Genomic DNA, 19,247 nt, shown 5'->3' with positions numbered 1-19,247 from the left:
AATTGATATTTGTCCTACATTCAATGTATCATATATTACTGTTTTATTAGAAATGTAATGTTCCTATAATTGTGCTATAATAACGGAGATTTCATATAAGTAACGGATGTTATTGAATATATATAAGTGAATTTAAGGGGTGTGGCTTTGTGAAAATCTCAACAAAAGGAAGATACGGCTTAACGATTATGATTGAACTAGCGAAAAACTTTGGTGAAGGACCATTATCTCTAAAATCGATTGCGCAAACTCATGATTTATCGGAGCATTATTTAGAACAATTAATAGCACCATTACGAAATGCTGGTTTAGTAAAAAGTATTCGTGGTGCATACGGCGGATATATTTTAGCGGACGAGCCATCTAATATAACAGCAGGAGATATAATTCGTGTACTAGAAGGACCTATTAGTCCGGTAGAAGTATTAGAGGATGAAGAGCCTGCAAAGCGTGAACTATGGATTCGTATTCGGGATGCTGTTAAAGATGTATTAGACAGCACAACGTTAGAAGACTTAGCAAATCATGATGGCGGAGATCAAGAAGCTTATATGTTCTACATTTAAAGCTCATAATGAATATAAAAGTACGTAGGAAAGGAGGTTTCACATATGGAACCTATTTATTTAGATCATGCAGCAACATCGCCTATGCATCCATTAGTTGTTGAAAGTATGGTGGAGGTAATGAATGACACGTTTGGTAACCCATCAAGCATTCATTCATTCGGTAGAAAAAGCCGTCATCTAGTGGATGAGGCGAGAAGTATTGCAGCGAGAAGTATAGGTGCCCAGGAAAATGAGATTGTTTTTACTAGCGGTGGAACGGAAGCGGACAATTTAGCGATTATCGGTGCCGCTAGAGCAAATGCAACACGAGGTAAACATATCATTACAACAACTGTTGAGCATCATGCTGTTTTACACGCGTGCGAACAACTGGAACGGGAAGGCTTTACCGTTACGTATTTACCCGTCAATGATAACGGGATAATTTCCATAACAGATTTAAAAAAGGCACTTACTAACGAAACGATTCTTGTGACGATCATGTACGGAAATAATGAGGTTGGTTCGATTCAGCCTATTCATGAAATAGGAGAGCTGTTAAAAGACCATCCTGCTTATTTTCATACAGATGCTGTCCAAGCGTTCGGTCTAGTAAATATAGATGTTCAAGATCTAAAAATTGATTTTCTTTCAATGTCCGGGCATAAAATTAATGGCCCTAAAGGTGTTGGCTTTTTATATGCTAGAGCCGGTATAAGCTTTTTACCACAAACGTTCGGTGGCGAGCAGGAACGAAAACGTCGCGCTGGAACAGAAAATGTACCAGGTATTGTAGGTTTAGCAAAAGCTATACAGCTTTCTATGAAAGAAAGTGAAGAGAAGCAAAAGCAATTTGAAAGCTTTAAGCAAGAAATGACACGGATTTGGAATGAAGAAGAACTTTCTTTTACTATAAATGGCAGTGAAAGTCACTCCCTACCACACGTGTTAAATGTACATTTTCCGGGAACAAATGTTGAGTCGATGTTAGTGAACTTAGACTTAGCGGGCATTTCAGTTTCTAGCGGGTCTGCATGTACGGCAGGGTCCATCGATCCTTCCCACGTATTAGTGGCAATGTTCGGTAGTGATTCAGAAAAAATAGCATCCTCCATTCGATTTAGTTTCGGTTACGGAAACGATATGGAGCAAATACAAAAAGCTGCAAAAGAAACCGCAAAAATAGTAAAAAGACTTTACAACAAGAAAGTAGGTGGAAACATTGGAAGAAAGAGCAAATAGTGATATTCGAGTTGTAATAGGAATGTCAGGAGGAGTAGATTCCTCTGTAGCCGCATACCTACTTAAACAACAAGGTTATGATGTAATCGGAATTTTTATGAAAAATTGGGATGACACCGATGAATTTGGAGTATGTACTGCAACAGAAGATTATAATGATGTAATCCGCGTTTGTAACCAAATTGGCATTCCGTACTATGCTGTTAATTTTGAAAAACAGTACTGGGATAAAGTATTCCAATATTTCCTAGATGAATATAAAGCAGGTAGAACGCCGAACCCAGATGTAATGTGTAATAAAGAAATAAAGTTTAAAGCATTTTTAGAGCATGCACTAGACCTAGGTGCGGACTATTTAGCAACAGGCCATTACGCGCAAGTAGAGTATCGTGATGGTGAATATAAAATGTTACGTGGTTTAGATGAAAATAAAGACCAAACATATTTCTTAAACCAATTAACACAAGAACAATTAAGTAAAGTTATGTTCCCAATCGGCACTATGGAAAAGAAAAGAGTGCGTGAAATTGCTCATGAAGCAGGTTTAGCTACTGCATCGAAAAAGGACAGTACAGGAATTTGCTTTATTGGAGAAAGAAACTTCAAAGAATTTTTAAGTGGCTATCTTCCAGCGCAACCTGGAAACATGTTAACGCTCGATGGTGAAGTAAAAGGGAAACATGACGGATTAATGTATTACACAATCGGTCAACGTCACGGTTTAGGAATTGGTGGTAGTGGTGACCCTTGGTTTGTAATAGGAAAAGACTTAGAAAAAAATGTCTTATATGTAGGACAAGGCTTCGATAATGAGCTGCTGTTTTCTGATCGCATTACTGCCACAAATATAAGCTGGGTTTCAGATGTTAAACCGACAGACGATATAAAATGTACGGCGAAATTCCGTTATCGTCAACAAGACAACGGTGTGACAGTAAGAAAGCTAGATGACGACAAAGTAGAAGTAATTTTTGACGAGCCAATTCGTGCGATTACTCCAGGACAAGCTGTTGTGTTTTACAATGGCGATGAGTGCCTTGGTGGAGCTACTATTGATGAAGTTTACAAAAATGGCGAAAAGCTTTGGTATGTAGGATAAATGATTGTAAGTAGAACTAAGAGTGGATAAACGTCCTTTGATTTCGAAACAGTAACGGACGCTATGAAAATAGAGGGGATGACGGGAAATTCCTAAGTGTCATCCTCTTTCTTTATGCTATAATGGAAAAAAATAATAATGAAAAATGGAATTTACATAGAGGTGCTATCATGAAGGACAATAATGCAATTGGCATTCAATACTTACAAGATGGAAAATATGAATTAGCGATTAAAGCATTTACGGAAGAAATTGAAAACAATCCGACTAATGCAGTTGCTTACGTGAACTTTGGAAATGTTTTAAATGCAGTTGGCGAAAAAGAAAAAGCGATGAATTTTTACAAAAAAGCACTACAGTTAGATGAGAAAATGGCCGCTGCTTACTATGCTTTAGGCAACAACTACTTTGAGCATGAAGATTGGCAACATGCGAAGGAAATGTTTGAAGCAGCTATGAAAAACGGTTTACAAAACGACGGAGATACGTTGTTTATGTTGGGGATGACTTTACTAAAGTTTGATCAACCAAAATTGGCACTTCCTTATTTTCAGCGAGCGGTAGAATTAAAACCAACCGATATGGAAGCACGTTTTCAATACGGATTATGCCTTGCTCAACAAGGGCTATTAGAAGAAGCAATTGAACAACTAGAAGAGGTTGTTAAGCATGACGATCAACACGCAGATGCTTTTTATAACTTAGGAGTTGCATACGCGTATACAGAAAACAAAGAAAAATCATTAGAAATGTTAGATAAAGCAATAGAAGTGCAACATGACCATATTTTGGCGGCACATGCGAAAAAAATTATTTTAGAAAACTAGTAAGACGGAGGGATAGAACATGCACCAAAACTCCCTTGATTTGTTTCAAGAAAATGAACTTTATATGAAAGGAACACATCTCGTTACAATCTTTCATAACGAGGATAATCTGTATTCGGTTGTTAGAATAAAGGTGAGCGAGACGAATGTTCCTTATGAGGAAAAAGAAGCAATTGTAACTGGATATTTCCCAAAAATTCATGAAGATGAAACGTATACTTTTTTTGGTGCATTAAAAGATCACCCTCGTTTTGGATTACAGTTTCATGTTGAGCATTTTCGTAAAGAATTACCGCAAACAAAACAGGGGGTTATCCAATATTTATCTAGTGACATATTTACCGGCATTGGGAAAAAGACTGCAGAAAATATAGTGAATGCTATAGGTGAAAATGCAATCTCAAAAATATTGGAAAACCCTTCTATTTTAGCTGAAGTTCCTAAGTTGTCTACTGAAAAGGCGAAAGATGTGTATAAAACATTAATGGAACATCAAGGCCTAGAAAGAGTAATGATTGCCCTTTCACAGCTTGGATTTGGACCGCAACTTACAATGAAAATTTATCAAACATATAAAGATGAAACACTCCAAATTATTCAAACGAATCCATATCAATTAGTAGAGGATGTGGAAGGAATTGGTTTTAGTCGTGCGGATGAGCTAGGAAAACAAATAGGTATTACTGGCACAGATCCAAGTCGTATTAGAGCTGGTTGTATGTATACGCTTGAACAAGTTTCACTTCAAGAAGGACATTGTTTCGTAACGAAGGAACAGTTAATGAAAAGTGTTTTTTCGTTACTAAATAGTTCCAAATCAGAAAAAGTAACATTAGACGACATTTCTCGGGAAATATTGCATGCGATAGAAGAGGGGAAAATAATGGGGGAAGATGAACGTATTTATCTACCTTCGTTATATTTCTCTGAAAAAGGGTTAGTAAAAAATATTAAGCGAATATTGGAGCAAACTCAGTATGAAGAGCAATTTCCTGAATCGGAATTTTTAAAATCACTTGGTCGGTTAGAAGAAAGATTAAAGGTTCAATATGCTCCTTCGCAGAAACAAGCAATACAAAAAGCGTTATTGTCCCCAATGATGCTATTGACTGGTGGACCAGGTACAGGTAAAACAACTGTTATAAAGGGTATAGTAGAGCTATATGCTGATTTACATGGTTGCTCGCTCGACCCAAAGGATTATGATAAAGATGATCCTTTTCCGATTCTTTTAGTAGCACCAACAGGACGTGCTTCTAAACGGATGAGTGAAGCAACAGGATTACCTTCCTTAACTATTCATCGCCTTCTCGGATGGAATGGCTCTGAAGGATTTCAATTTGATGAAGAAAATCCAGTTCCTGGTAAATTGTTAATCGTTGATGAAGTATCGATGGTAGATATTTGGCTTGCTCATCAGCTTTTTAAATCTTTACCGAACGATATTCAAGTTATCTTAGTTGGTGACGAAGATCAGTTACCTTCAGTTGGTCCCGGACAAGTTTTAAAAGATTTGTTAGCTTCAAAGGCAATTCCAACTGTTGCGTTAACTGACATATATCGTCAAGAAGATGGATCTTCCATTATTGACCTTGCACATGATATGAAAAACGGGATGATCCCACGAGATATCTCGACACCTAAAGTAGACCGTTCTTTTATAAAGTGTCAATCTGGACATATATTAGATGTTGTAAAGAAAGTGTGTGCCAACGCGATGAAAAAAGGATATACGGCACGTGATATTCAAGTGTTAGCACCGATGTACCGAGGTAACGCTGGAATCGATAAATTAAACGAGACTCTTCAAGAATTGTTTAATCCGAAGTCAGAGCAACGACGTGAAATAGCGTTTGGTAATGTAGTTTATCGGACAGGTGATAAAGTATTACAACTAGTTAATCAACCAGATAGTAATGTTTTTAATGGCGATATGGGAGAGATTGTTTCCATTTTTTATGCTAAAGAAAACACCGAAAAACAAGATATGGTGATCGTTTCTTTTGACGGAAACGAAGTAACGTATACGAAACAAGACTTGGGACAGATAACTCATGCATATTGTTGCTCTATTCATAAATCACAAGGAAGCGAATTTCCTATTGTCGTCCTCCCTGTTGTAAAGAGTTATTACCGAATGCTTCGTCGTAATTTACTTTACACTGCTGTGACACGTAGTAAACGATTTTTAATTCTTTGTGGAGAAGAAGAAGCGTTGCAAATTGGAGTGAATCGAACAGACGATCAACTTCGCCAAACTTCCTTAACGGAAAGACTAAAGAGTGATGCAACACATGCTCAATTAGAGGATGAAGATGATGAACTATTAAAAGAAGTGCCATTTGCAAAAGATGCATTAATTGGGATGGAAGGTATATCTCCATACGATTTCATGGAAAAATAAAAATAATTCAAAACTGACTTTGGACAAGTCAGTTTTTTTAAACCTTTAACATACCGATAAAAGTCAGATCCTAAACTATTACTTAAAGTTAATCTTTTACATGGAAATGGTTTTGCAGTATTTATGATAGCAGGCTTGCAAAAGATATAAATGTTCGAAAAGAGGTGGTTCCTTTTGCGAACATTTTCTAGAACAATTGGGATGCACGCGTTTGATTCAGAAACAGCTGTAACAGTAGGTCGAGTCGTTGACTTTTGCATCGAGGAACCTGGACAAATTAAAGGACTACTAATAAGTGGAAAAGGTTTATGGAAGCGAAATAAATTTCTTCCGTTCGAACACATTTCTTCATTTGGAGATACAGGGGTTATGATATGTGGCAACAACCTCATGTCGGTACAGAAAGAAGCAAGAGGCCAAGTTTTTTTCGACCATTTCCATGGTGTTAAAGGGAAAATGTTCCTTTCTGAAGAAGGCGATAAGCTTGGTTTATTAGATGACGTATATTTTGATGAAAAGCAGGGCACAATCGTAGGGTATGAAGTAACGGACGGTTTTTTTGCAGATATAACAGAAGGTAAGAAAATAATTCATTATCCTTCAGACCTCATAATTGGAAAAGATGCCGTCGTTGTTACCGTAACATCATAAACACGAGAGGTGTCTAATAAAGTGGAACTTGTTTGTCCTAATTGTAAAAGTAAAGACGTCGGCAAAATTGGTGTGAATCAATATTATTGTTGGGGCTGTTTTATTGAGCTTTCTGTTTCAAAAGGAATTGTGCATACTCATCAAGTGGAAGAAGATGGTACGCTAAGTTCACTGGATGATTTGTTTCATGAGGACGATCGCCGTATCAGTATGTAAAATTAAAAGGAGTGAGTCGCATGAACAGAGCTATGACTTCATTGTTACTAATTGGGTTAGGTGCAGCTGCAACTCAACTTGGGAAAAATGAGCAAGTTAAAGGATTTGTTGGAGATATGACTTCAACTCGTAATATGAAAAGAATGAGGAAGCAAATGAAACGTGTGTTTTCTTAATATATGAGAAGCCGTCCTAATTGGACGGCTTTTTCTTTTTTTGGTAAAAGCACGATTATCCTATTTTACGGACTGTAGTTTTGTTCCTCTGTTTGGGAAGAATAAAAGTGGTAATCTCCCTTCAACTCCTTAAACACTATAAAAATAATGTAAGCATACCGTACATAGTTTTATTTTTACACGAATAAGATTTCATAACAACCTTTGGAAAGGGGCTATCTGAATGGAATACGAGTTACGTTGTAAAGAAAGTGCGTACCCTTGTGAAGTGACAATTGATGAGGATAATTGGCGTTTTACAGTTCGTAAAGCTGATACTAGTGGAGAATACTTTAATTCTCCGGAAGAGTTAATTAGCTGGGTAGAATCCAATTGGAGTACGAAAGATTTTCATGACGAAGAGCAATTTTTAAAAATGCTTCAAGAAATAAAAAGCTATTACGCAAGATGAACGGTTTTCTATTAATATAAGACATTTGGAATAAGATGTGTTGGAGGGAGATTACGGTGGTAAAAACAAGGGAAGATTTACTTGCAAGTGACACGAAAAATGTTTGGCATTCTATGAAGCCATTCCAACCAAATAGCACAGTGGTAATGAAGGAAGCGTCTGGTGCATGGGTAACAGATATTGATGGAAAAAGATATTTAGATGCAATGTCAGGCTTATGGTGCGTGAATGCGGGGTACGGCAGAACAGAGTTAGCAGAAGCAGCATACAGTCAATTAAAGGAGTTAGCCTATTATCCTTTAACGCAGAGTCACATCCCCGCGATTAAGTTAGCAGAAAAATTAAATGAATGGTTAGGGAATGAATACGTATTTTTCTTCAGTAATAGTGGTTCTGAGGCAAATGAGACGGCGTTTAAAATCGCTAGACAATATCATTTGCAAAAGGGAGAGAATAATCGATATAAAATTGTATCACGATATCGCTCCTATCACGGAAACACTCTCGGTGCGATGGCAGCCACTGGCCAAGCGCAAAGGAAATATAAATACGAACCGTTAGCAACGGGTTTTCTTCATGTCCCACCTCCAGATACATATCGAGTGGAGGAAGGAAATGGGGAGCTCTTAAAGTCTGTGCAAGCAATTGACGATGCAATGACTTGGGAGCTTAGTGAAACGATTGCAGCAATGATAATGGAACCAATCATAACGGGTGGGGGTATTTTAACTCCTCCAGAAAATTATTTACAACAAGTGAAAAAAACATGTGAAAAGCACGGTGCACTACTAATTGTAGATGAAGTAATTTGTGGCTTTGGTCGAACAGGGAAGCCGTTCGGATTTATGAACTATGGTGTAAGGCCAGATATAATTACAATGGCAAAAGGAATTACGAGTGGTTATATGCCGCTTGCTGCTACAGCTGTTAAAAAGGAAATTTATGAAGCGTTTAAAGGTTCGGAGGAATATGACTATTTTCGTCACGTTAATACGTTTGGTGGAAGTCCAGCCTCTTGCGCCGTTGCATTAAAAAATTTAGAGATTTTCGAACGAGAAAATTTAGTTGAACGTTCCGCACAAAAAGGGAAACAATTATTATCGGAGCTAAAGCAACGACTAAGCGATCATCCTTTTGTTGGAGATATTAGAGGAAAAGGATTGCTCATTGGTATTGAGCTAGTTTCCGATAAACAAACAAAAACACCGTTAGATGTTGAAAGAGTCAATAAAGTTGTAACTCGCTGCAAAGAAAAGGGAGTATTAATCGGAAAAAATGGTGCCACTGTAGCAGGTTACAATAACGTAATTGCCCTAGCACCCCCTCTAAACTTAACGGATGACGATTTGACCAAAATTATTGAAACAGTTTCAGCTAGTTTTGTGAATTTATAGGTAGAAGAGGCAGAGGCTGAGACAAAACTAAAATAATCATGATGAAAAACGAACAATCGCCAAACTAGCGAAGTATATTTCCGGAGCGGGTTATTTCCGCTCTACTTTTTTTGTTCGTTTTTTACTTTGATAAAAAATAGTTATGTCCCAACCTTCTATTTTTAAGCCTTTATTTCTTCTTTCCCCTCGTTCTGTATAAATTTAGCAATCCGATTAACAATAAGAACAGGGGGGAGTTATCTTTGACTAAACAATGGAAATGGATATATCGACTAGCTATCACGTTACTCGTTTTTATTATCCTATTTGTTTTAATGAAACTTAGCCCACTATGGCAACCAATCTTAAAAGTTATAGTTGCAGTTTTTATTCCGTTTATCATCAGTGCTTTTATTGCTTATTTACTACATCCGTTTGTTGAAAGAACCCACGACGCAGGGTTACCCCGTCCATACGCTATATTAATTATCTATTTTTTATTTTTTGGCGGAATAGGACTCGCAATATATAAAGGCACACCTTTAATTATTTCTCAGCTTAAGGAACTTGCCGATAATTTCCCTGAAGTTGCAAATACATACCGTGGATGGATAGAAAGGATACATTCTAGTACTTCACGATGGCCAGATGGTATTCACGAGCGGATTGAACTTCTAGTTACCGATTTTGAGGCATTAATTGCTGATTATACGGCGAAAATTATTAATGGCATAAAAGGATTACTAAATTCTATATTCGTAATAATAGTGATACCTTTTGTAGTTTTTTATTTATTAAAGGATTATGACTTAGTAAAGCGAACCGCATGGTATCTCACTCCAAGGAAATGGAGAAAAGGTGGCATTGCCTTTTTAAAAGATGTTGATATATCACTCGGAAATTATATACGTGGTCAATTATTAGTTTGTTTAGTAATTGGGCTTTTGGCAACTATAAGCTTATGGCTAGCAGGAATGGAATATCCATTAGTACTAGGTATTATTATAGGGGTTACAAATATCATCCCGTATTTCGGACCGTTTATTGGTGCCTTACCTGCAGTTATTATTGCGGCAACGATATCAGTAAAGATGGTAATCATTGTTGCAATAATAATTTTTGCATTACAATTTACAGAAGGAAACATTTTATCGCCGTTAATAGTAGGAAAAAGCTTACACATACATCCTGTTATTATTATTTTCGCATTATTACTAGGCGGAGAAATTGGTGGTATTATAGGCTTAATTGTAGCCGTCCCTATATTTGCTGTTTTAAAGGTAACTATTATGCATATTAGTAAGCATTTCATCTAAATTGGCAAGGATACCCCCACTTCAATCGTGTGAAGGGCCGTGTGAAGGGCGTAGTCCAACGATAAGTGGGGTGGAATTGCCGTCAGATACGGTATGGTACAGTAAATCGTAAGGTTTTGTACCATAATAAGTATCTGAAACATCAGCCTTGCCCTCCTTTCTCTTTTTTCGTTATGTACCTTCCACTAAAGTTTTTAGTATAATTTAGTTAGTGAAAGGTGGTGAAAATAATGTCTACCATTACTGCAAAAATACAAATCTATGTTTCTGATAGTCAAGCTGATAGTCTAAAAATAACAACTAATGCTTATCGTAAGGCTTGTAACTGGTTATCGAAACACATATTCGAAACGAAAAATCTAAATCAAGTAAAACTTAACGACTTATATTATTTTGATTTACGAAATCAATTTGGACTAAAAAGCCAAATGGCTCAATCTGTGATGAAAACTGTAATCGCCCGCTACAAGACAGCAAAATCGAATGGACATGAATGGTCTTTGATTGGATTTAAACTTCCAGAATATGACCTTGTGTGGAATCGTGATTACTCACTAACCCAAAATCAATTTAGTGTGAATACACTGGATGGTCGTTTAAAGCTAAATTATGAGCGAAAGGCTATGAAGAAATACTTCAATGGCACTTGGAAATTCGGTACTGCTAAATTAGTTAATAAGTACAAGAAGTGGTTCTTACATATTCCGATGACTAAAGAGTATCAAAAGCTAGATTATGTAAATGTAAACAATATCGTTGGTGTTGATTTAGGTATTAACTTTCTTGCGACTACTTATGATAGTCAAGGTAAAACCACTTTTTACAACGGAAATGTTGTTAAGCATAAGCGTGGTGTATTTAAAGCTACCCGCAAACAGTTACAAATGCGACAGACACCATCTGCTCGTAAGAAACTAAAACAAATCGGTTCAAGAGAAAACCGTTATGTAACGGATGTAAACCATCGAATTACAAAGGCACTCGTTGATCTATACCCTAGAGGTACGATGTTTGTTTTAGAAGACTTAACAGGTGTTCGTTCTGCAACAGAAAAAGTGCGTGTGAAAAACCGCTATGTTTTTGTATCTTGGGCATTCTATCAGTTCCGTCAAATGCTTAAATACAAGGCGGAATTAAATGGTCAAACAGTAATAGCAGTAGACCCCAAATATTCTTCTCAAACTTGCCCTAAATGTGGACACATTGAAAAAGCAAATCGCAATAAAAAGTTACACACTTTTTCATGTAAAAATTGTCAATATCAATCAAATGATGACCGTATTGGTGCAATGAATCTACACCGAAAAGGAATTGAACATATTGGTGTAGTTACCACAGGAGTATAACTCTTGCGGTAGGGGCGAAGTCAACCGTCCTTATGTTCCGCCACGCTAAGGTAGGAGAGCATAGCTCGTTCGCACTACTGGGTAGGAATAAGCGTAGTTGTTCTCTGCAAGGGCAGAAACACTGTCAAACTCTTACAGACGCAAGCCCCCACTTCAAACAGCCCGCAAGGTCGTTAAGTGGTGGGTTGTTGACTGAACATTGACAAAGGGATGTTCGTTAAAATATAATCAAGTCAAAAGCTTACATAAGATGAAACACTATGAAAGATCGAGTACGTTACAGCCCATCTTAAAAGAGAAGAATTCCTAGGCTGAAAGAATTCTAAGATGAAGAGTAACCGAACGCTAATCTGGAGTGCAGCGTAAAACCTGCCGGCGTGCGCCGTTAATGCATCTGAGAGATGGTAGAAAATGATTCTATCATAATCAGGGTGGTACCGCGAGAGATACTCTCGTCCCTGTTTTGGGGACGGGAGTTTTTTGTTTGTAAAAAAGATTTTGCCGAATGCTTTATGCGAGTTCCATTCTGTAAAGCTAATATTTCTAGGAGGTTAAGGAAAATGAAAAAATTAACTTCAGCTCAAGTTAGACAAATGTATTTAGACTTTTTCCAAGAAAAAGGACATGCTGTAGAACCGAGTGCTTCATTAGTACCTCACGAAGACCCGTCCTTACTTTGGATTAATAGTGGTGTAGCAACATTGAAAAAATATTTTGACGGACGTGTTATTCCACAAAACCCACGTATTTGTAATGCACAAAAGTCCATTCGTACGAACGATATTGAAAACGTCGGGAAAACTGCACGTCATCATACATTTTTCGAAATGCTAGGAAACTTCTCCATCGGCGATTATTTCAAAGAGGAAGCAATTGAGTGGGCTTGGGAGTTCTTAACGAGTGATAAATGGATTGGGTTTGACCAAGAAAAATTATCTGTTACCATTCATCCAGAAGACGATGAAGCTTATCGTTATTGGCACGAAAAAATCGGTGTTCCAGCTGAGCGTATTATTCGACTAGAAGGGAACTTCTGGGATATCGGAGAAGGACCAAGCGGACCGAATACAGAAATTTTTTATGACCGTGGCGAAGCATATGGAAATGACCTTAATGATCCAGAGCTTTATCCAGGTGGGGAAAATGAAAGATATTTAGAAGTATGGAACTTAGTATTTTCTGAATTCAATCATAACCCTGATGGTACATATACACCATTACCAAAGAAAAACATTGATACAGGTATGGGATTAGAGCGTATGGTATCTGTTATTCAAGACGTACCAACAAACTTTGACACAGACTTATTTATCCCAATTATTAATGCAACAGAGCAAATTTCTGGACAAAAATATCGTCAGGAAGCAGAATTAGATGTTGCTTTTAAAGTAGTTGCTGACCACGTACGGACAGTAACGTTTGCCGTTGGTGATGGGGCGTTACCTTCCAATGAAGGACGCGGATACGTTTTACGTCGACTTTTAAGAAGAGCTGTTCGTTATGCAAAAAAATTAAATATTAATCGTCCTTTCATGTTTGAACTTGTACCTGTCGTTGCAGAAATTATGGAAAGCTTCTATCCGGAAGTAAAGGGAAAACAAGAGTTTATCCAACGAGTGATTCGTACGGAGGAAGAGCGTTTTCATGAAACATTAAATGATGGGCTTGCAATTCTTTCAACTATTTTACAAAAGGCAAAAGAAGAAGGAAAAGATGTTATTTCCGGAGTGGATGCATTCCGTCTTTATGACACTTACGGATTCCCAATTGAGCTAACAGAGGAATTTGCTGAAGAAAATGGAATGACTGTTGATCACGAAGGGTTCGAAAAAGAAATGGAGCTTCAGCGTGAACGTGCACGTGCAGCTCGTCAAGATGTTGATTCTATGCAAGTGCAAGGTGGAGCATTAGGTGAGATTAAAGAAGAGAGTAGTTTTGTTGGCTATGATACGTTAGCGAATGAGACAGTATTGTCTGTAATAGTGAAAAATGGCGAAGTAATGGAAGCAGCAACTGAGGGCGAAGAAGTACAATTTATACTTAAAGAGACTCCGTTCTACGCTGAAAGTGGAGGACAGATTGCTGATACAGGACTGATCATTAGCGACACCGGTAAAGCAAAAGTGAAGGACGTTAAAAAAGCTCCTAATGGTCAAAACTTACACACAGTAGTAGTTTTAGATGGAACTATCAAGAGTGGTGTTACTGTTTCTACAGAGGTAGACCGTGGAAACCGTGAACAAATCATTAAAAACCATACGGCAACTCACCTTTTACACCAAGCGTTAAAAGATGTGCTTGGTGGTCACGTTAACCAAGCAGGTTCACTAGTAACTTCTGATCGTTTACGTTTCGACTTTTCACACTTCGGCCAAGTAACACAAGAGGAAATAGAAAAGATTGAATCACTCGTAAACGAGAAAATTTGGGCAAATATCGATGTGAACATTGATTATAAATCTCTTAAAGAAGCGAAAGAAATGGGAGCTATGGCTTTATTCGGTGAAAAATACGGCGATGTTGTACGTGTTGTACAAGTTGGAGAATACAGTTTAGAGCTCTGTGGTGGTTGTCATGTTCCAAACACATCCGTAATCGGACTATTTAAAATCGTATCTGAATCTGGAATTGGTGCTGGAACGCGTAGAATGGAAGCTGTAACAGGTGAAGCTGCATACCGTTTATTAAATGACCAAGTTCAATTATTAAAAGACGTGTCTGCAAAATTAAAAACGAAGCCGCAAGATGCTCCAAGTCGTATTGACGCTTTAATGCTAGAAATTAAAGAACTACAAAGAGAAAAAGAATCTCTATCAACGAAACTAAGCAATATTGAAGCGCAAAATGTGCTCAATAATGTTAAAGAAGTTAATGGGGTTTCTATGCTCGCTGCAAAAGTTCCTGCTACTGATATGAACAACTTACGTTCCATGGTTGATGAATTAAAAGTCAAGATTGGTTCTGCAGTAATTGTTTTAGCTAGCGTTCAAGGTGACAAAGTGAATATTACGGCAGGTGTGACGAAAGACCTGATTGAAAAAGGACACCACGCTGGAAAGCTAGTGAAAGAAGTTGCTACTCGCTGTGGTGGTGGCGGTGGTGGCCGTCCAGATATGGCTCAAGCAGGCGGAAAAGATGCAAGTAAAGTGGACGAAGCATTACAATATGTCGAAGAATGGGTAAAATCCGTTTAACATTGATGGTAAATGGTGTACAATAGAGGTAACTATTGACAAGCCAGATTTCAAAAGAAATCTTAAAGTGAGGTGCATGACATGAGCTCCTTTGATAAAACGATGAAATTTAATTTTCAGGATGACTCAATGGAAACAAATGTGGAAGAAGTATTATTCACTGTTTATGAAGCATTACAAGAAAAAGGGTATAATCCGATTAACCAAATTGTCGGATATCTTTTATCTGGTGACCCTGCATATATCCCAAGACATAAAGATGCAAGATCATTAATTCGCAAATTAGAACGTGATGAATTAATTGAGGAACTAGTTAAGTCCTATTTAGAACATCATCGTAAGGAGTAATACATGCGCATATTAGGATTAGATGTTGGTTCCAAAACGGTAGGAGTTGCCATTAGTGATGAATTAGGATGGACTGCACAAGGTTTGGAAACGATAAAGATTGATGAGGCAACCAATAATTTAGGATTTAAACGCCTAAAGCAAATTATTGCACAATATGGTGTAGAACTCGTCGTTGTTGGTTTACCGAAAAATATGAACGGTACAATTGGCCCTCGTGGGGAGGCAAGCCAGCAATATGCAGATAAATTAACTGCTAAAACTGGTCTCCCTGTCGTACTATGGGACGAGCGTTTAACAACGATGGCCGCTGAAAAGATGTTAATTTCCGCAGATGTTAGTAGACAAAAACGAAAGAAAGTAATTGATAAGTTAGCTGCTGTCATGATCTTACAAGGTTATTTAGACAGCAAAACATCAATATGAGGTGAATGAAATGGAACATGGTCAAAATCAAATTACAGTAGTAGATGAACAAGGAAACGAACAACTTTGTGAGATCTTATTTACGTTTGAATCGGAAGAATTCGGCAAATCATATGTATTGTATTACCCTGTTGGAGCAGAAGAAGATGATGCTGATGATATAGAAATCCACGCATCAAGCTTCATTCCTGGAGAAGGGGACGAAGGTGGAAACCTAGACCCAATCGAAACAGATGAAGAGTGGGACATGATTGAAGAAATGTTAAACACGTTTTTAGAAGAAGACGAAGGCGGAGAATAAACGGAAAAAGCACCGAATATGGTGCTTTTTTTTGTTATGATACATTATCCAAATAGAGAGTGAAGTTATCGTAATTAAACAGTAATTTTCCACCCACAATTAAAAATACCTGTCCAAGATGAATTATCACATTTTACAATTAGCAGAAACCAATATACTCCTATTCGCCACACACTCTTCAAAATTTCAATCAATTACCAATTCTATTCAACATACTCCACTGCAATAAAGAAAAAGATAATGATATATTTGTCGAAGTTTTTTGTCAAAAAATAGAGAGACTTGTTGTATAATATATATTTGAGCGAGAGGAGGGGTTTTTTTGGCAGAACAGAGAAAAGAGAAAGAAACTGATATAAAAGAAAAACTGTTAGAAAAGCATCATGAAGCGAAATTAGTTCGTCGCATCGTGTTTATCGTCTTTATAATACTTATGCTAAGTTTAACTGCGATAGTTGCTGGTGGGTATAGTTTTGTTAAAAATTCTTTACAACCAGTAGATGAAAATGCAGAAGAAACGACAGTTGTCGAAATTCCGATAGGTTCTTCCGTAACGGCAATTGGAAATATATTAGAAGAAAATGGAATAGTTCACAATGCGAAAATATTCCGCTACTATGTTAAATTCAAAAATGAATCAGGCTTTCAGGCTGGTGAGTATGCACTAAGCCCTGCCATGACATTAGACGATATTATGGAAGAATTGAAACAAGGGAAAATAATGCAAGAAGTAGTGTTCCAAGTAACGATTCCAGAAGGTCGTCAATTAACCGAAATTGCAACTATTCTTTCGAATCGAGCAAACGTTAACGAAGAAGAATTTTTAGAAACAGTAAATGATCCTGAGTTTGTTGAAAAGATGATGGCACGCTTTCCTGTGTTATTAACAGAGGAGATATTAACAGAAGATGTTATGTACCCGTTAGAAGGATACCTATTCCCTGCAACATATCCTTTCTATGAGGAAAATCCGTCAATAGAAACAATTGTCGAAACAATGTTGATAAAAACGCAAGAAGTCATCATACAGTATTCTGCAGAGATGGAAGAAAAAGAAATGACTATTCATGAAGTATTAACGATGGCAAGTTTAATTGAAGAAGAAGCAACCGCTCAAACCGACCGTGAAAATATTTCTAGTGTTTTTTATAATCGACTTGAAACAGGCATGCCTTTACAAACAGACCCAACTATCGCTTATGCTTTAGGGGAGCATTTAGACCGAACGTTATTCGTTCATTTAGAGGTAGAATCACCTTACAACACGTATAAATACCCAGGTTTAACACCCGGACCAATTGCAAATGCAGGTGAAACTTCTATTATTGCAGCATTACGCCCTGCAGAAACAGATTATTTTTACTTTTTAGCAACACCAGATGGAAAAGTGTTGTTTAACCGAACATTAGAAGAACATAATCGGGATCGTGCAACTCATATAACAGGTTCTGGTGAATAATGGATAATGGAGGGGGTGTGAATTGTATTCGCATTCCCTCTCTTTTTATGATAAAATATATCAAGTTGTCGTATGGACAGAAATACACTATTATTTATTATGCGTTAGTCTACTATAAATTTACATCTTAAAAAGTGTTAACAATAAGTTTTACAAGAAAAAATGAAGGCATTATTAGTACCACTATAGATGGTTTAATCGCCTAACAACAGAGTTCTCCTTATAAGAGTAGAACTCTCTTTTCTATGATAAAAATTGGGAAAGGAGCCGGAACGTGGATATACAAAAACAAGAAGTTGTTTCGTACTTACAATCCCTTATTGCTCCTCGGAATGAATTAATTACGAAAATGGAACATTTAGCAGAAGAAAAAACGGTACCAATAATGGATATTGTCGGAATGGAAACATTACTTCAACTGTTAAGGCTTCACCAACCAAAAAAAATCCTTGAAATAGGCACGGCAATTGGATATTCAGCGATAAGAATGGCAGAAGCGATTTCGGATGTAACAATTGTTACTGTGGAGAGGGATGAAGAACGTTATAATTTAGCCGTTCAATTTGTGAAGGAAGCAACCTTGCAAGACCGAATCCATTTAGTATTAGGAGATGCATTAGAGGAGCACTCTGATGTAACGAACGCTGCACCTTATGATTTTCTTTTTGTTGATGCAGCAAAAGGACAATATGAACGATTTTTCAAAATGTATGAAAAGCTTTTAAAACCTGACGGCGTCATCATTACAGACAATGTCCTCTATAAAGGTTTAGTTGCTACAGATTATAGCAACCTTCAGCCACGTAGAAAAAAAAGTTTAGTAAAAAAAATTGACCATTTTAATCAGTGGTTAATGAATCATCCAGATTATATTACGACTATTTTACCAGTTGGTGATGGTATTGCTATTAGTAAAAGAAGAGGTGAAATGAAATGAAAAAACCTGAATTATTAGTAACACCAATAGATGTTGCACATATGAAAGAATTAATTGATGCAGGCGCAGACGCTTTTATCATTGGAGAAGAGCGTTATGGGCTACGTCTTGCCGGGGAATTTAACCGTGATGAAATAAAAGAAGCAATAGAACTAGCACATGCGAACGGAAAAAAAGTGTATGTTGCAATGAATGCTCTTTTCCATAACGAAAAAGTGGACGAGCTCGGAGAATATTTAACATTTTTAGCTAGTGTAAACGCCGATGCAGTTATGTTCGGAGACCCAGCTGTATTAATGGCAGCAAAAGAATCTACACCAAACTTAACGTTACATTGGAGTACGGAAACTACTGGTACAAACTACTACACATGTAACTATTGGGGTCGTAAAGGTGCGAAACGTGCGGTGCTAGCTCGTGAAATCAATATGGAGAGTATCGTAGAAACGAAAGAAAATGCAGAAGTTGAAATTGAAGTACAAGTTCATGGAATGGTTTGCATGTTCCAATCTAAACGTTCCTTATTAGGAAACTACTTTGAATATCAAGGAAAAGCGATGGAAATAGAAAATCGTAAGCTTGGTAAAAACATGATACTTCATGATAAAGAGCGTGGAAATAAATATCCAATCTTTGAAGATGAAAATGGAACACATATTATGAGTCCTAATGATATGTGTATTATTGATGAGTTGGGAGAAATGATTGACGCTGGGGTTGACAGCTTTAAAATAGATGGTATTTTACAAACACGTGAATACATTGTCGATGTTACGAGAAGCTATCGCCAAGCCATTGATTTATGTGTTGATGATCGTGATCAATATGAAGATGTAAAAGAAGATTTATTACAACAAATAGAAGAAAAGCAACAGCCACACCGCCCGTTAGATACAGGATTCTTCTTTAAAGAAACAGTTTACTAAAAACAAG

19 protein-coding genes and 1 other annotated feature are annotated in these 19,247 nt (G+C 37.1%); all 19 genes read left to right on the top strand.

What is annotated here, in order from left to right:
* Positions 1–149 precede the first annotated feature (149 nt).
* The 19 genes from cymR to O1A01_RS18690 all read left to right on the top strand — a co-directional run bounded on the left by cymR (position 150) and on the right by O1A01_RS18690 (position 19,240).
* Positions 150–566, top strand: a complete 417-nt coding sequence (gene cymR / locus O1A01_RS18780) for a cysteine metabolism transcriptional regulator CymR (RefSeq protein WP_066414900.1) — start codon at positions 150–152, stop codon at positions 564–566.
* Between the two features lie 45 nt (positions 567–611).
* A complete protein-coding gene (locus O1A01_RS18775; RefSeq protein WP_270064728.1) occupies positions 612–1,790 on the top strand; it encodes a cysteine desulfurase family protein in 1,179 nt (392 codons plus the stop codon).
* A 22-nt stretch (positions 1,791–1,812) separates the two neighbouring features.
* The gene (gene mnmA / locus O1A01_RS18770) at positions 1,813–2,889 is read left to right on the top strand and encodes a tRNA 2-thiouridine(34) synthase MnmA (RefSeq protein WP_270066437.1); all 1,077 of its coding nucleotides are present in this window, start codon (positions 1,813–1,815) and stop codon (positions 2,887–2,889) included.
* A gap of 170 nt (positions 2,890–3,059) precedes the next feature.
* Positions 3,060–3,716 (top strand): tetratricopeptide repeat protein, encoded by a 657-nt coding sequence (locus O1A01_RS18765; protein ID WP_270064727.1) that lies wholly within the window; start codon positions 3,060–3,062, stop codon positions 3,714–3,716.
* A 19-nt stretch (positions 3,717–3,735) separates the two neighbouring features.
* Positions 3,736–6,120 carry an SF1B family DNA helicase RecD2 gene (gene recD2 / locus O1A01_RS18760; protein ID WP_270064726.1) on the top strand — a complete coding sequence of 795 codons (2,385 nt, stop codon included), beginning with the start codon at positions 3,736–3,738 and terminating at the stop codon, positions 6,118–6,120.
* 174 nt (positions 6,121–6,294) lie between these two features.
* The gene (locus O1A01_RS18755; RefSeq protein WP_066414886.1) at positions 6,295–6,771 is read left to right on the top strand and encodes a PRC-barrel domain-containing protein; all 477 of its coding nucleotides are present in this window, start codon (positions 6,295–6,297) and stop codon (positions 6,769–6,771) included.
* Between the two features lie 21 nt (positions 6,772–6,792).
* Positions 6,793–6,987 (top strand): hypothetical protein, encoded by a 195-nt coding sequence (locus O1A01_RS18750; protein WP_066414884.1) that lies wholly within the window; start codon positions 6,793–6,795, stop codon positions 6,985–6,987.
* Between the two features lie 20 nt (positions 6,988–7,007).
* Positions 7,008–7,163 (top strand): YrzQ family protein, encoded by a 156-nt coding sequence (locus tag O1A01_RS18745; protein ID WP_084380356.1) that lies wholly within the window; start codon positions 7,008–7,010, stop codon positions 7,161–7,163.
* 223 nt (positions 7,164–7,386) lie between these two features.
* The gene (locus tag O1A01_RS18740) at positions 7,387–7,614 is read left to right on the top strand and encodes a hypothetical protein (protein ID WP_066414882.1); all 228 of its coding nucleotides are present in this window, start codon (positions 7,387–7,389) and stop codon (positions 7,612–7,614) included.
* 35 nt (positions 7,615–7,649) lie between these two features.
* A complete protein-coding gene (locus O1A01_RS18735) occupies positions 7,650–9,008 on the top strand; it encodes an aspartate aminotransferase family protein (RefSeq protein WP_270064725.1) in 1,359 nt (452 codons plus the stop codon).
* A gap of 242 nt (positions 9,009–9,250) precedes the next feature.
* Positions 9,251–10,303, top strand: coding sequence for an AI-2E family transporter (locus tag O1A01_RS18730; protein WP_270064724.1), 1,053 nt, complete (start codon positions 9,251–9,253; stop codon positions 10,301–10,303).
* Between the two features lie 230 nt (positions 10,304–10,533).
* Positions 10,534–11,649, top strand: a complete 1,116-nt coding sequence (locus O1A01_RS18725) for an RNA-guided endonuclease InsQ/TnpB family protein (RefSeq protein WP_066414877.1) — start codon at positions 10,534–10,536, stop codon at positions 11,647–11,649.
* A gap of 251 nt (positions 11,650–11,900) precedes the next feature.
* Positions 11,901–12,112 (top strand) — a binding site (T-box leader).
* A 97-nt stretch (positions 12,113–12,209) separates the two neighbouring features.
* Entirely contained in the window at positions 12,210–14,843 is a 2,634-nt protein-coding gene (gene alaS / locus O1A01_RS18720; RefSeq protein WP_066414874.1) for an alanine--tRNA ligase, read from the top strand.
* 81 nt (positions 14,844–14,924) lie between these two features.
* Entirely contained in the window at positions 14,925–15,191 is a 267-nt protein-coding gene (locus O1A01_RS18715; RefSeq protein ID WP_066414871.1) for an IreB family regulatory phosphoprotein, read from the top strand.
* 3 nt (positions 15,192–15,194) lie between these two features.
* Entirely contained in the window at positions 15,195–15,617 is a 423-nt protein-coding gene (gene ruvX, locus O1A01_RS18710) for a Holliday junction resolvase RuvX (RefSeq protein ID WP_066414869.1), read from the top strand.
* A gap of 10 nt (positions 15,618–15,627) precedes the next feature.
* A complete protein-coding gene (locus tag O1A01_RS18705; protein WP_066414866.1) occupies positions 15,628–15,918 on the top strand; it encodes a DUF1292 domain-containing protein in 291 nt (96 codons plus the stop codon).
* A 322-nt stretch (positions 15,919–16,240) separates the two neighbouring features.
* Complete coding sequence (gene mltG, locus O1A01_RS18700) at positions 16,241–17,377, top strand: endolytic transglycosylase MltG (RefSeq protein WP_270064723.1); 1,137 nt, start codon at positions 16,241–16,243, stop codon at positions 17,375–17,377.
* A 280-nt stretch (positions 17,378–17,657) separates the two neighbouring features.
* Positions 17,658–18,314, top strand: a complete 657-nt coding sequence (locus tag O1A01_RS18695; protein ID WP_412766304.1) for an O-methyltransferase — start codon at positions 17,658–17,660, stop codon at positions 18,312–18,314.
* Positions 18,311–19,240, top strand: coding sequence for a peptidase U32 family protein (locus O1A01_RS18690; protein ID WP_270064721.1), 930 nt, complete (start codon positions 18,311–18,313; stop codon positions 19,238–19,240). The genes O1A01_RS18695 and O1A01_RS18690 overlap by 4 nt, the downstream gene beginning before the upstream one ends.
* Positions 19,241–19,247 lie beyond the last annotated feature (7 nt).

The sequence above is a fragment of the Sutcliffiella sp. NC1 genome (genome assembly GCF_027594365.1).
GTDB lineage: Bacteria > Bacillota > Bacilli > Bacillales > Bacillaceae_I > Sutcliffiella > Sutcliffiella cohnii.
Note: the sequence above shows the minus strand (reverse complement) of the source record. Positions and strands in the feature narration are given on the sequence as shown.